Origin of the sequence: Pseudomonas sp. Root562 (assembly GCF_001427125.1) — a bacterium.
Classification (GTDB): domain Bacteria; phylum Pseudomonadota; class Gammaproteobacteria; order Pseudomonadales; family Pseudomonadaceae; genus Aquipseudomonas.
In genome coordinates this window covers 1-15459 of record NZ_LMGK01000005.1, presented here as the reverse complement: position 1 = coordinate 15459, position 15459 = coordinate 1, and the positions used below count along the sequence as shown (strand labels likewise).

The window sequence follows — 15459 nt, the reverse complement described above, 5'->3', positions numbered from 1 at the left end:
ACTTTATAGAATTGATTCGATTTGAAATCGCAATAACAACATCGGAAAGTTAAATTATTAATTCTAAAGAAAATCAACCAACCTGTCAGGTATGACAGGTTACACCTCACCTGTTTATCGCTAGCTTGTTCCTGCCGGGCAGCTCATCAATGCCCATCCCTTTTGGCAGGAGAAATACGGATATGGCCGTCGACAATAACTCACTGATGAATGCGCTCGCTGTGACCGGCGATTTGCCGAAAAAAGGGCGGGTCGATTTCGAAACGGCCATGCAGAAAATGGGCTTCACCTCAGTGTTCGATATTGTTCGTCTGCCCAAGTCGGCGTTCGCCCGGCAGCTTTCCAGGCACAGCGATGCCGATGCCGATCTGGCGTATGACAATGCCATGGGTTACGCAGCCCTGATTGCGCGCTTGTACCGGGAGTACAAGACGTCATCCGGCACCTTCCAGCAACTGGCCCAGCGCAGCGGGGTGCGCTCGCTTGTTCCTTTGGGGCCCACCTTTCCCAATCTGTTCAAGGAAAACTGGGACGAGTTCTGCAAGGTCGGCGCCATTGCCGCCATCGATTCACCGGTGGCCTACCTCAGCGCACTTCGGGTGTTTATCCAGCAGCTGGAAGCAACCAGCGAAGATCCCAAGCGCATTTTGCTGGATCAACGCCGTCCCGACCTGAAGGACCTGCTGATTACCCAGGAAAGCACCTTTACCCCAAGGCCCATGCTGGAAATTGTCAATGAGGTGCTGGGCAGCAATCTGCGAACTTATCTGGATAGCAATGGGGCAGATAAAAACAAACCCACTTACCAGATACTGAGCGAGCGTCGCTACCCCTTCGAATTGCCCTACCACTTCTATCACCATCAATGCCAACTGGGGTTATCCGGGAAAAAGCCGAGACTGGGGGAGTTGAATTACCGCGCCAGCCTGTCACTGCCCATCGAACAGAAAGCCACCAACAACTATGGCTGTGTGCAACATTCGGTATTGCAAGCGCAGCGGCTGATGTCGGGATTGAGCCCACAGCAGCAGGCCTTGCTGATTGAACCCTCGGTGTTCAGCAATTTTTATTTGACCAGAAGTGATTTGACGAATGGCTGGAAGAGCGCAGGCAGTACCCATCTCAGCCCTCATACGCCAATGGGGAACTGTTTTTTGCTGCCATTGGAACAAGAGGGCATCGGTACTGTTGCCCCCGAAGCACATACGCCCACAGCCACCGCAACAGGGAAAAACGTTGTCCCCGTTACCTTCAGTACGACGGAGAAAAAAATAGCTGAAGTGAGTCTGGAGGCAGTGAGTCTGGAATTGAACTCCATGACGCCTAGCCTCGACAGTAAGTGGTTGCTTAATAAGTTACACGCAGCATCAGCGCTGACTACCACCTCTCACATCAGAGCCAATCCGGCACCTCCTGCACCTGCCGAGCCCGGCTACACCGCCAAGTTCAACATGATTACCGCCACCGGCACCGTTGCAGCACCGGTGAATCTGTCTCGGCAACGCTTCACCCTCACACTGGACGAGCGATACACCCTGACGACCGTGGAACAAGACTTCTTCAGACGTTCGTATGGTGTTGTCGTGACCGATGATTCGACAATATGGCACCTGGCTGACTTGAGCGAATTCATGCATCGCACAGGACTGAACGCCGAACAGGTCGAAATGCTGTTGTCCCGCCAGCGGTACGCGGTAAGGTTATCGCCCAACTGCCCAAGCACCAACCTGCAACGCGATGGTGTAACAGTCACTGCGGGCAATCCGAAAGAACTGCCGTTCCCCCACGCCAATCACTACGGTGCCTGCTACGTCAATGGTACCGGCACCGGCGCTGATCTGTATGACGCCGTATCGCCACCCACTCCCCAGTCAATCATCCGCGATCAGTTCGACAACGCCATGGGCTTGGAGCAGGTCGAGCAGGGTGACGCAAAATACTGGCGCCTGACCAAAACTTCGCTCGATCGTTTTGATCGCCTGCATCGGATGATCCGTCTGCAACGCTGGAGCAACATTCCCTTTGCGAAACTGGACAACCTGATCATCAGCGCGATCCGGGCCGAGGGCGCAGACAACCTGGGCATGGAACTCAACGAAAACACCCTGCGCGCACTGGGGGTCTATCAGTACCTGAACCAGCGTTACGGCATTGATCCCGAGGAGTTCGCCGCGCTGATGCACGACCTCACGCCCTATGCCAGTGGTACAAGTGAGGTGCCGTTGTTCGATCGGGTGTTCAACCGGGTGCAGTTGTTCGATACGCCGCTGGTTCTCGATCAACAGCCAATCACCATGGCTTCTACCGATCCTGCCGTCCAGAAAACCTTGGCGCAACTGTGTTTCGGCCTGCACCTGGATCTCACCGACGACTCCTTGCTGCTGATTGCCGAACTGACACTAGAGCACGTGAAGGTTCTCAAGCGTGACCTTCCCACCGTCTCCTCGCTCTATCGCCAGGCCCGGATCGCCAGACTCTTCGGTTACTCGGTTGCGCAGTTGCTGATGCTGGCGGGTTTGCTGGGTGGTAAAAAATACAAAACAGCACTGGCCAGCGGTCGCCTGAGCTCGCGAACACCCCCCGAAACCCCGCAAAACCCGCACACCCCGGACATCCTCGATGTGCTGATGCAACTGGACTGGGCTGTCGAGTGGCTCAAGGAGAGCCAACAGACCGTCGCGGATCTGCAACGACGGTTAGGGCCTAATGTGCCACAAGCAGTGCACTCATCAGCCGCCGATGAACCTGACGACCATCAGCAACCCCTTGAGCTTGAGCCCGAGCCTTTATCCGATGACCTGCTCAAGCGTCTGGCCAAGTTGCAAGAGGATACGGGTCGCAGCGTGGTGACCGAAGCCGAGGTTGCAGCACTGGGGTTGCCTCCTACCGGGATTGAAACTCAGTGGTATGCATTGCTGGAAAACAACGGTCTGCTCGATCTCGACGGACTTTTACCTGGGCTCGATAATGAACTGACACTGCTCGACGAGCCGCTTACCTGGTTGGGGCCTGAACTCGACACGTTGCTCAGAGCAACCGCCGGATTAACAGAGTTGGTGAAACAAACCTGCAAGGAAAAACTCATCGAGCTTTTGCTCGGCGCGCATGATCGGCAAAACCAGTTGCTCGAAGGGTTGTTCCAGGAACGCGCCAAGCTGCCACCAGAGCTCTGTGTTGCGGTCATCCACTGGGCCAATTCCTCGGTCTACAGCATCCTCGCAGCGACTTTCGAGAAAGGGGCGGATGAGGTTAGCCCGACGTTGATCGAGCGCTTCCAGTTGGTATCCCGACATGCCGAGATCGCCCTGAGTCTGCGTTTGAGCAACAGCGCGTTACGCCTGTTCCTGGTTAACCCGAGCTGGTTAGGTCAATTCCCCCTAACCAACAGCGAGCCCACGCTCAGCGACCTCTATCTGTTTGAACGCTTCAGTCATTGGTTCCATAGCCAGCGCCAGTCGGAAGATGCCGTATTGAGCTACTTCAGCATCGCCAACCCGCCCACGTCCAAACTGAAAAACAAGGCGTTGCGCCAGATCGCCAGCGAAACCGCCAACGGCGCGTTGGCCCGGCTGCTGGAATGGCCGGAAACAGAGATCGCGGCCCTGACCGGCATTCTTTCCGAAAAACGCGCCGTTTCGATGGCGCAGGTGGACTGGGTACGTCGTTGCCAGGCGACCTGCCAAGCCAGCGGCCTCAGCGCTAAAGCGCTGCTGCAAGCCACCAGTCTGAACGACCAGAGCAATCTGAATGCCTGGAAATCCGTGGGTGACGCCGTCATGGCCGCCAGCCCTGCCGCCGACTCCTCACCTGCGAGTGTTTAAGGAGCGATCATGACGACTGCCTTCGATGCCCCACTCAATGAAGCCCTGCGTGACGCGATGCTCGCGCTGTACTTGCACGAAGCCGTGCCCAGCGATCCGTACCTGATTGAGCAGAAGCTGGTCGACCAGATCAAGACTGGCGACGACCTTTATGAGTACTGGTTACTGGATGTACTGGTCAGCCAGAATGTGCCCACCAGCCCGGTTGCTTGTGCCATTGCCAGCCTGCAGCAACTGGTCAACAGCATGATGCTGAACATGGAGCCCGGTTACAGCGACGACAGCCTCACGCCCCAGCAGACCAAGACCTGGCGCGACGGCCTGAATCGATACCCGATCTGGGCGGCCATCCAGCAGTTGCATCACTTCCCGGACATTTACCTGGACCCGACCCTGCGCCTGACCAAGACAGACAGTTTCAAGCAACTGGAAAACGATATCAATCAGGCGCAAATCCAGCCCGATACCGTGCAGACAGCGGTGCTGGCCTACCTCGGACGCTTCGAAGAAATTGCCAACCTGAAAGTTTGCAATGGCTACATTGACGGAGAAGATTTCGCCAACAGCACGTATTACTTCATTGGCAAATCCCCGGCCGAAAACGCCTATTACTGGCGCTCACTGGACATGTCTCAGCGTCCGGTGAGAAGGCCTGCAAAAAGGGCCGGCGATACACCCGACAAGTTCGACAAACCTCTGCCCAATGCCTGGTCAGACTGGAAACGAGCCAATGTGCCGATTTCGGAGAAGGCGCTGGAGCACACGATCCGCCCGTGCTGGTTCAACAACCGCCTGTTCGTGACCTGGGCCGAGGTGGAGTATCAGGATTCGGACGCGATCGCGCCCACGCCCGAAAACAAAGCGGACCTGTCCGTCAAGGTTCATCCGCGGTTCCGTTTGTACGCCAGTTACAAGAAATACGATGACTCCTGGAGTACGCCACGGGTTTACATCGAAAGCTATTGCCAAACACCTGCCCTGGTTGCAAAGACGCGGGAGCAAATCGAAAGCGAAACCCAGACCATCGCCGTGTATGACCACTCGACTTCACCTGAGTCGATGGTGTTGATGTTGTATTCAAACTACCAGCCCGATTCCAGCGATGAACCGGATACTTCAGGTGATAATGACAAGTACGATTTTCTAAGAACCGTGCGAATCGACAAGAACTTCCATGTGACGTCGTTGTTCCCATCACTCGGCGTTGTTCCCAATGTCAAACCAGCCACAGTGGATCTCGAACCAAGGGATAACGAACCGAGCAAGGCGCATGTTTTGTTTATCGGTTATATCTTCGCCAATGCCAACAAAAATGCTGGCCGTTTTCAATACTGGCTACCAACCGGCACTAAAGTATTCGGTGCTATGACGCCATTTCTACCTGACAACGAAAAAGACACTTGGGATTTCGGCGATCGTCAGTCCTGGATCAAGACGAGCAGCAAAGATGTTGAGCTGGTTTATGACAGAAGCAACTCCAAGATCCAGCTGACAGTAAAGCTGAATAGAGGCTTTCCGGACAACACTAGCCTTACGTTTACTGTAACCGATAAGCAAAACGCGCCAATTATAAAAGTAACGTTAGTGTTCAGCTCATCATTTACTGCAGCCTGGCCTTGGCCTTGGGGTTGGGTCCCACTACTTGAGGGGTCATGCATAGAGCCCATTGATACTGACTTTATGGATCAGCAAGATGCTGCGTTTTGTTTCAACGGAAAACCGGACCTCATAAGATCTCTTGTTGTTGATTATGGCAGCAACAACCCCACTAATTTCTCGGTCCCCGCCACTAAAAAAGGAGGTTCCGCCTCGCTCGTAGGAAAAAACGCCAGCTCGATAATGCTCCGTTTGCTACTGGAGAACCCAGAAAGCCTCTCTCTTACAGACTTCTGGTGCAGCCGTTCGGCGAATTTACCCCTTGCTGCACCTATATTCTTCTCATCGGTCAAACCTGTCGGCTACCAGTTTTTCGTCGGACATCCCACGGATGTCGCATCTCTCACCGCTCCCTTGAAATTCGAGGAGATGCAGTCGCTGTATCCCGCCTACAACAGCAAGAGTTTATCTACGGATGATACTGCGTATTATGAGTTCTCGATTGATCAGACCACACACCGACCTGAAGGCTGGCAGGTAACTTGGCCCGATGAAGTAGTCATTCCGCTTATTTATGGCGTGTTGATCCGTGAGGAGCAAACTAGTTTTACGCCCTCCTTTGCAGCAGTTCGCAGAAATGTTACTGGCGGAGCTCTCAAGATGCTGACCATTGGCTGGGGTCAGGCGCTCAATACAGATCCAAAGGTAGCACCGAGCATCAACAGCCTGGTTAAGCCGTCCTTGGGCGACAGCCCGTCTCTGGGCAAGGCCCAATTCATCGATTTCATGGGTTCAAGTATCGAGTTCAGTGACGGACAAAAACCTAGAACGGCATCTCGGGCTCCCATCCGCATGAACACCACCTTCGCCCGGCACTTGATCGAACTCGCCGAGTCCGGCATCGAGCCATTGCTCAGTTGGGAAACCCAGACACAGCGGACAGAACCGCCCATCCCCAACGGAATTGGCGCGGAGCCGATGGACTTCTCGGGCGCGTATTACCTGTATTTCCTTGAGCTGTTCTTGTACCTGCCATGGCTGGTGGCTTACCGCTTGAACGAAGAACAGCAATACGACCAAGCCCGGCACTGGCTGTCCTTTATCTTCGATCCTGCGCGGCAAAGTGTTGACCCGGGGCATCCCGGCTATTGGCAGGCAGTGCCGTTGATGGAGCCGGTTTGGCCCGGCCCGGTGGACCCCAGCCAGGCGATTTTGTACCCGGACGACCCGCACCAGATTGGCCTCAGTTTCCCTGTGCACTTTCGCAAGGCGTTGTATGGGCTCTACATCGATATCGAGAGCAACCAGGCCGATCAGGCCTATGGGGAATTGACACCCGATGGTCTGGCGGAGGCCAAGCTGCGTTATGTTCACATCCTGGATTTACTGGGCAGACGCCCGGACGTCCGGCAGGTCGATGACTGGGCGCCGATAAGTCTGGAGACACTGAGCGACACCCGCAATGAGGAGCTGCGTGGGTTCGAACAACAGTTGATCGCCCATCAGCGGGACCTTCAGGAACATCCACCCTTGCGTATCGGTAAAGCTCCGGGCTCGGAGATCGCACCGTTGCTGTGCCTGCGGCCTTTCGACAATGATTCGTCCCTGTCGAGCACGGATAATCCCTATTTGCGCCGCCCCTTCAACCCCGAGCTGATCCAGCGCTGGGAGCGGGCCGAGAGCCGGCTGTACAACCTGCGGCATAACCTCGACATGGCGGGCAATGCCCTGAACCTGCCGCTGTTTGCCGCGCCACTGGATCCGCGCGCGTTGCTCGCTGCGTGGGGCCAGGGCTTGTCCGGTGCGGCCCTCAGCCGCCTGTTGAGCCCACAAATTCCGCATTACCGCTTCAGCTTCATGTTCGCCCTTGCGCAGAATGCGGTGGACAACGTGATCCAGTTCGGTTCGACCCTGTTGTCATTGATCGAACGCAAAGAACAGGCGCAATACCTGGAACTGCAACAGCAGCAGGCCTGGAATCTGGCGAAAGTGGCGGTGGATATTCAGGTCCAGGCGGGGAAGATCGACGAAGCCAATCGCAAAGCGTTGCTGGCTAGTCAGGCGATCGTGAAGGGACGAGTGAGTTATTACGAGGCATTGCTTAAGGAGGGCACCAGCCCGACAGAAGTAGCAGCGTTAGGCTTGGCTCTTACATCCCGTGTCCTAGACAGCGTCGCCCAATCACAGTGGGCTGCTGGTGAAACACTAAAAACGGCACCAAACATAATTGGTGCTTTTTTAGTCGTGGGTGCTATGGGCGGCGCCGCTGGTTTCATAGCAGGAGGGCAGCGAGCAGAAGGTGCAAGTAACAGCGCCGCAACTATGGCTTTCGGTGGCAGCGCGTTGGCAAGCGCTGTGAGTCAAGGACTGGAGCGTACTGAACAATACCGCCGTCGCAACCAGGAATGGACCCAGGCCCGCGATCAGTCAAAACTTGAAGCCGAACAAATCAAGGCACAACTCGAGGTTTTCGAGGCGCAACACATCGCCACCCAACTGCAACTGCGCCAGGCGCAGACTGCGTTGAATCAGGCCAAGGCCACCCATGACTTTTTGCTGAGCAGCAACCGCTTCAGCAAGTCCCAGACCTATGACTGGCTCAACAGCAAGTTCGCCAGCTTCTACTACACCGCCTACAACACCGCACAATCGCTGTGTCAGATGGCTGAGGCCTGCTGGCAATACGAAATGGGCGATTTCACCAAGACCTTTATCCGGCCCGGAGCATGGAACTCCACCTACCGCGGTTTGGGTGCCGGGGAAGAGCTGAAAATGAGCCTTCAGCAGATGTATGCCGAGTACCTGAAGAACAATAAACGGGATCTGGAAATCAGGAAAACCGTGTCACTGAAAGGGCTGAGGGACAAAGATTCAACTTCCAAAATCAACAAAACCTGGGCAGATATCAAGACCGATCTGAAGAACGGAAGCTGCAAATTCGAACTGACGCAAAAAATGTTCGACGACGATTACGAGAGCCAGAATCATTATCTACGACGGATCAAGACCATCAGCGTGACCCTGCCCGTCACGGTCGGGCCCTATGAAGATATCTGCGCGGTTTTGCAACAGGACAGCAGCAAGGTTGAAATGGCCGCCACCAAGGGCACTCTGAAAGAAAACCTGAGGGCGAGCCAGCAGATCGCCCTCTCTCATGGTGTCGATGACAACGGCCAGTTCCAGCTCAACTTCCAGGATGAGCGCTACCTGCCGTTCGAATACACAGGAGCGATTTCAAGCTGGACCCTGACCTTCCCCAACCATGATGCCCAAAGTGCCATGCTCGACCGTCTCAACGACATCATCGTGCATGTGAGTTATACGGCCAGACGGGAGGGGGGCTTGCTATGAACGAACAGCAGCAATCTCCTGTTCAAATCACCCCCCCCTCTCTCCCCAAAGGCGGCGGCGCCATCCAAAGCATCGGCAAGGGTTGGGGCGCGGTGGGTACCAGCGGTGCGGCGTCACTGGAGTTACCTTTGCCGATTTCCCCCGGGCGCGGCTTCGCCCCGGCGCTGGGGCTGGGTTACAGCAGCGATGTCGGCAACAGCCCGTTCGGGATTGGCTGGCGGATGACGGTCAATGCCATCACCTTGCGCACCACCAAAGGCGTGCCGATCTATGATGGCAACGATCAGGTGATGGGGCCGGGCGGTGACGTGTGGATGCCCGAACGCAGTGAAACCGATGGCTCGCTGATCTTCAGAACCGCAACCACTTACAATGGCGTGTCACTGGGCGGCGAGCACCGGGTGGTGCGTCACTGTCCGCGGGTCGAGGGTGAGTTCGCGCTGATTGAGCACTGGTCTACCACCGCGGATGCAGCCGGGTTCTGGCTGATCCATGGCGCGGATGGCACTCTGCATGTGTATGGAAAAACCGAACAATCACGCCGGGCTGATCCCGTTAACCGGACGCACGTCGGCGTCTGGATGATCGACGAAAGCCTCAACACTCGAGGCGAACACATTGTCTACGAGTACAAGGCCGAAACGGATGCTCCCGCGCCGCCGCAACTTCGTGACTACCGTGCGCAGCGCTACCTCAAGCGCGTGTGCTACGGCAATGCAAGTGCCCATCCGCACCTGTATGCCTGGGTTGCCGACAGCTGGAAAAACCAGCAATGGCACTTTCACCTGGTGTTTGATTATGGCGAGCGCAGCACAACGCTTGAGGCCGCGCCCACCTTTGCTGAACCCTTGACGTGGCCCGAACGCAGCGACCCGTTCTGGAACTACGCCTATGGTTTTGAACTCGGCACCCGGCGTCTGTGCCGGCAGGTGTTGATGTTTCATGAGTTCCCCGCAGAACTGGGTGACACACCGGTGCTGGTCCAGCGCCTGCTGCTGGAGCACCGGCCCAATCCGTTGGGTTACAACCACCTGACGGCCGCTCACCTCCAGGCTTATGACAGCCTGGGGCAGGTCGAAAGCCGGCCGCCGATGGAGTTCAGCTACAACGCCTGCGAACTTGATAAGCCGCCTCAAGGCTGGACCCGGTTCCCGGACATGCCCGGGCTCAACGACGGTCAGCGCTATCAATTGGTGGACCTGTACGGAGAAGGCATGCCGGGCGTGCTGTGTCGTTTTGACAAGGCCTGGTATTACCGTGAACCGTTGCGCGCCGAAACCGGTGGTGACGATGTCGGCTACAGCGACTGGAAGTTGCTGGAGCACATCCCGGTGGCCGACAGCGGCAAATCGGTTCGCCAGTCTCTCATCGACCTGACCGGCGATGGCAAGCTGGACTGGGTGATTACCCAACCGGGCATGAGCGGATTTTTCACCCTCGACCCGGATCGAAACTGGACAGACTTCGTCACCTTCGATGCCTTCCCCAGCGAGTTTTTCCACCCCATGGCGCAAATGGCCGATCTGGTCGGTAACGGCCTGAGCGATGTCGCACTGATCGGCACCCGCAGCGTGCGGCTGTATGCCAATCGTCGCGAGGCGGGGTTTGCTGACGGCATCGATGTGCCCCATCCGGATAAAACGGGCGAGCAAACGCAGGACGACGATGAGTTGCCGCTGCTGAGCAATACGCCGACCGAGGTGGTGGCCTTCGCCGATGTGCTCGGCAGTGGGCAGGCGCATCTGGTGCGTATCCGTCACAACGAGGTCAAGTGTTGGGCTAACCTGGGGCAGGGGCGTTTCGGCAAGGGCTTTGTGTTGTGTGCCTTGCCCTTCGATTACGCGCAATTCAATGCCTCGCAGGTGCTGCTGGCCGACCTCGACGGCTCGGGGGCAGCTGACCTGATCTATCTGGAGCCTGATCGTCTGCGGGTGTTCATGAACCAGGCCGGTAACGGTTTTGCGCAGACCTCCGTCGACCTGCCCTGGCCCGAAGGCGTGTGCCACGACCGGCTCTGCCAGGTCAGCACCGCCGACCTGCAAGGGCTGGGTTGCTCCAGTGTGATCCTGACGGTGCCGTACATGGAGCCACGGCATTGGCGCTACGACTTCGTCAAGGCCAAACCTTATCTGGTCAACGCCACCTGCAACAACATGGGCGCCAGCAGTCGCGTGACCTACCGCAGTTCAGCCCAGGAGTGGCTGGACGAGAAGCAGGAGCAGATCGGCGCCGGGGTAGAAAACCCCTTATCCCAACTGCCGTTCGCGATGCATCTGGTGAGCCGGCAAACCCAAGTCGATGAGATCACCGGCAATCGACTGACCCAGGGATTCGCCTACCGGGGTGGCTACTACGACCGCTTCGAGCGAGAGTTCCGTGGCTTTCGCTTGCTGCTGCAGACCGACACCGAAGCCACTGCCGCGGAACGCGCGACTGAAGGTTTTACCGCACCGATCCTGAGCAAGACCTGGTTTCATACCGGCAAGTCCATCGACTTGCCGCGGGACGGTTACTACGCGCTCGATGCGTTGGCCATTCCCCTCAAACCCACCGTGCTGCAGAACTACCACTTCAACGATCACGCGGCTCAACCACTCCTGGCACCCGACGAGGAAACCGCCCGCGACATCGCCCGCTGCCTGAGTGGCCGGGTGTTGCGTACGGAAGTCTATGCGGCGGACGACGACCCGCTGACGGCCGTGCCCTATGTCGTACAGGAAAATCGCCATTTGGTGCGGGTGTTGCGCTCCAAAGGTGAACATCAACCCTACGCAGTGCTTCAGCCTCTGGATCTGGAATCGATCGGTTATCAGTATGAGCCGCAGCTCAAGGATGATCCGTTGTGCCAGCACACGCTCAACCTGGAATGGGATCAGTATGGCTTCGTCATTCATGCGTTTGCTGTGAACTACGCTCGACGCACAACGGTCGACGACACGCCGCCGTTCAGTGACGAATATCAGAACACCTGGTGGAAAGATGCCCATGACCCGGCCCAACAATGTTGGTACCTGACGCAGACCAGGGCAAAACATATCCACCATCAGGGTGAAGTCGGGCCGAACCCTGAGGCCTGGCGCCTGGGCTTGCCTTACCAGCAGCGCAGCAATGCGCTGGTGCTGGAGAAATCAGCACTGAGCCCTGCAACCATCAACCATGAAAACGTCCTCGAATGGAGCAAGGACGATGGTGAGTGGGCGAAAACAGCAGTGCTCACCGGTTTGTCCTTGCAGCATTACATGGACTCCGACGGGGATCAGGTGCTGGCCCCGGGCAAGGCGACTTTCGAAGCCTTGCCTGCTTATGTGGAAACAGCGGAACTGGACGAGGTCGCCCTGAGCGCTTACGACAGGCTCAAGGAATTGCCGGGTTATGAGGACTTCAACCTCAAGCAAAAACTCGAGTCGCCCGAGGTCGGTTACCACATCATGAATCGGTTTCTGCCCGAGGAAAAAACGCGCGGGAAGCTGGATTCGGACGACGCGAAAGACTACTTGTGGTCGGTACACCGAGGCTTCCCGGTCTACCTTGAACTGGACGGCTTTTATAACGTCGTGAAGTATCAGGAAACCCGAAGCCACGGCCCTACCCAAGTCGCCTACGACGACTACTGGTGCCTGGTCAAATCCGTCACGCTGCCGGATGGTTGTACCACCTTAGCCCACAACTTTGACTACCGGTCATTTCTGCCAGCGGAAATCGAGGACGCCAATCGCAATATCCAGGAAGCCCGTTACAGCGCATTCGGTGAACCGCTGGTGACCAGTTTTCGCGGCACGGAATTCGGCGAACCCGTGGGCTTCGATTCTTTGAAAACTTACGAAGCGCCGCCAGACCGCGACCCCGCGATTGCCATCGCCGATCCGAAAACCGCCATTGGCAGATTTGCCAGCGCCAGTTTCTGGGACACCTTCAGCTGGATGGGCCGCGTCTCCCGGACTGCAGCGCTATCCTCCGACTGGATGGCGTGGGCCAAGGCTGAAGGTTTTGTGCTGCCCAGCGGGCACCTCTGCAACCGGGCACGGCAGCACCTTGAAGGTCTGGAAAACCCTGATGCGAACGAGCAGATTCTCAAAGCGCAGATCGACGCCGCCCATCGAGAACCGGTGTATAGCGTGGGGTTGTTGGCCGACCGCTACCCCGACGATGCCGAGATGCAAGTCCGGGTGAGCATCGTTTGCCTGGACGGTTTCGGCCGGACGTTGCAAACCAAACAGGAGGTCGAGCCGGGTAAATCGTGGCTGGTCGACGAAAACGGCGAGTTGATCCTCAACCTCGACGGTAAGCCGAAAGAGGCCGAGGTACCGCGCCGCTGGCGGGTCAGTGAACCGGTCGAGTACAACAACAAGGGCGAAAAAGTGCGGAGCTATCGGCCGTACTTCGCCGACCAGCCGCGTTACATCAATGACCGGTCGATGCGTCAGCACGCCTTCCACGATCGGCAGTTCTACGACGCGGCAGGCCGACCGACCGAAACCGTGCTGGCGAAAAAAATGCTTCAAGGCGATCCGCCGCAGGCAAAGCCGTTACGCCGCCAACAGCATTACCGTACCTGGTACACCATCGCCTTCGATGAGAACGATCTGTTCGATCCACCTCCAACCGAACAACGGCGATCACCATGGACAGGTAAATGAGTTCAAGTGTTGATGTGCATACCCCGCAGCTGGCGGTCATCGACGGTCGTGGCCTGGCGGTGCGTCAGGTCGGGTATTGTCGGCGGGACGTCAGCGAACTTGTCCCCGAGACCAGGGTAACCGCTGGGCAACATGACGTCGCCGGGCGATTGGTGGCACAGCGCGACCCACGCTTTCAGGCACCCACGGCAACGCCGAACCTGACCACCGTTTACAGCCTTTCGGGAGCGGTGCTGCTGACGGACAGTGTCGATGCCGGGTGGCATCTCGGGTTACCGGGTGAGGCAGGGCAAGTGCTGGAGCGGTGGGACGGGCGCGGCAGCCATTGGCAGCACAAGTTCGACGAACAACAACGACCGACTGCAATTGATGAGCAAGCCCGGGGAGCGGTCGGCAGAACCGTCGAGCGCCTGACCTACGCCGACAATGGCGATGAATTTGCTGAGCGCAACCAGTGCGGCCAACTGATCCGTCACGACGACCCGGCGGGCTCGCAGCGATTTACCGAGTTCGGACTGCACGGCACGGCGTTGGAGCAGACGCGGCATTTTCTGAATAACCTGACGCTNCCGTCACGACGACCCGGCGGGCTCGCAGCGATTTACCGAGTTCGGACTGCACGGCACGGCGTTGGAGCAGACGCGGCATTTTCTGAATAACCTGACGCTGCCGGATTGGCCGGAGTCGCCAGCGGATCGTGAGTTGCTGCTGGAACCGGGGGAGGGCGCCACCACCCGTTCACAGGCCAATGCGTTGGGCGAGGCGCTTGAGCAAACCGACGCCAAAGGCCACCGCCAGTTGTTCAGCCAGACCGTCGCCGGTCAGTTGCGCGAGGTTCGCCTGCAACTCAACGGCGCCCTCGCGCCGAAAACCCTGGTCAGCGCCATCACCTACAACGCCCACGGCCAGACCGAACGGGAAACCGCCGGCAACGGCGTCATCACCACGCTGCAATACGCTGCTGAAGATGGCCGCCTGATCCAGCTTCAGGCCAAACGTGGCACCGACACCCTGCAACACCTGCGTTACGCCTACGACCCGGTGGGCAACGTGCTGAGCATCGAAGATGCCGCGCTGCCGATTCGTTATTTCGCCAACCAGCGGATCGAACCGGTCAATCGCTACGTTTACGACAGCCTCTACCAGTTGACCGAAGCCTGCGGNGATGCCGCGCTGCCGATTCGTTATTTCGCCAACCAGCGGATCGAACCGGTCAATCGCTACGTTTACGACAGCCTCTACCAGTTGACCGAAGCCTGCGGGTGGGAGGCGGGCAGCGCCATCCAAGGCCCGTCTTCCTCCGCCAGCGCTGACCCCGCGGCGGTGGGCAATTACCGCCAGACCTTCCGCTACGACGCCGGCAACAACCTGCTGGAGCTCAAGCATGTCGGCCCGCAAAATCCCGGCCATCGCCTGGTCGCGGCGGCGCACAGCAACCGCTGTTTGCCGGTGCACAACGGCGTGGAACCGRGCGAGGAAGACTTTCGCAACGGCTTCGACGCCAATGGCAACCTGCTCAACCTGCAACCGGGGCAAGCCTTGAGCTGGGACCTGCGCAACCAGTTGWGCGAGGTTCGACCGGTCGAACGCGATGCCGGCCTCGATGATCTTGAGTCKTACCTCTACGGCGCCGATGGCATGCGCGTACGTAAAGTCCGTTCGACGCAGTCCAACACCCAAACCTTGACCGCAGAGGTCCGTTATCTACCGAGTCTGGAATTGCGCAACCACAGCGGCACCGGTGAAAAGTTGCAGGTGATCAGCGTGCAGGCAGGGCGCAGCAGTGTACGGGTGTTGCACTGGGAAGCGGGTCGCCCGGCGGACATCGCCAACGACCAGCAACGCTACAGCCTGAGCGATCATTTGGGTTCATCCACGGTGGAGCTGGATCAGGCCGCCCAGATCATCAGCCAGGAACGCTACTACCCGTTCGGCGGCACCGCGTGGGCAAATGGCGCGGCGGTGCAGGTCAGTTATAAAACCGTGCGTTATTCGGGGAAGGAGCGGGATGCGACGGGGCTTTATAAATCGGGTGCCCGGCTATGAAGCCAAAC

At 57.7% G+C, this 15459-nt stretch carries 3 protein-coding genes and 1 pseudogene; all 4 read left to right on the top strand.

The genetic code is table 11. From position 1 onward, the window contains the following. Window positions 1–182 precede the first annotated feature (182 nt). Entirely contained in the window at window positions 183–3821 is a 3639-nt protein-coding gene (locus ASD60_RS06305; RefSeq protein ID WP_056853175.1) for a Tc toxin subunit A, read from the top strand. 9 nt (window positions 3822–3830) lie between these two features. After that, window positions 3831–8768: a neuraminidase-like domain-containing protein gene (locus tag ASD60_RS06300; protein WP_056853174.1), complete on the top strand. Its 4938-nt coding sequence runs from the start codon at window positions 3831–3833 to the stop codon at window positions 8766–8768. Next, window positions 8765–13405, top strand: a complete 4641-nt coding sequence (locus ASD60_RS06295; RefSeq protein ID WP_056853173.1) for a SpvB/TcaC N-terminal domain-containing protein — start codon at window positions 8765–8767, stop codon at window positions 13403–13405. The genes ASD60_RS06300 and ASD60_RS06295 overlap by 4 nt, the downstream gene beginning before the upstream one ends. A 1164-nt stretch (window positions 13406–14569) precedes the next feature. Next, window positions 14570–15451, top strand: a pseudogene (locus tag ASD60_RS29330) (toxin); the annotation flags it as partial. Between the last annotated feature and the right edge of the window lie 8 nt (window positions 15452–15459).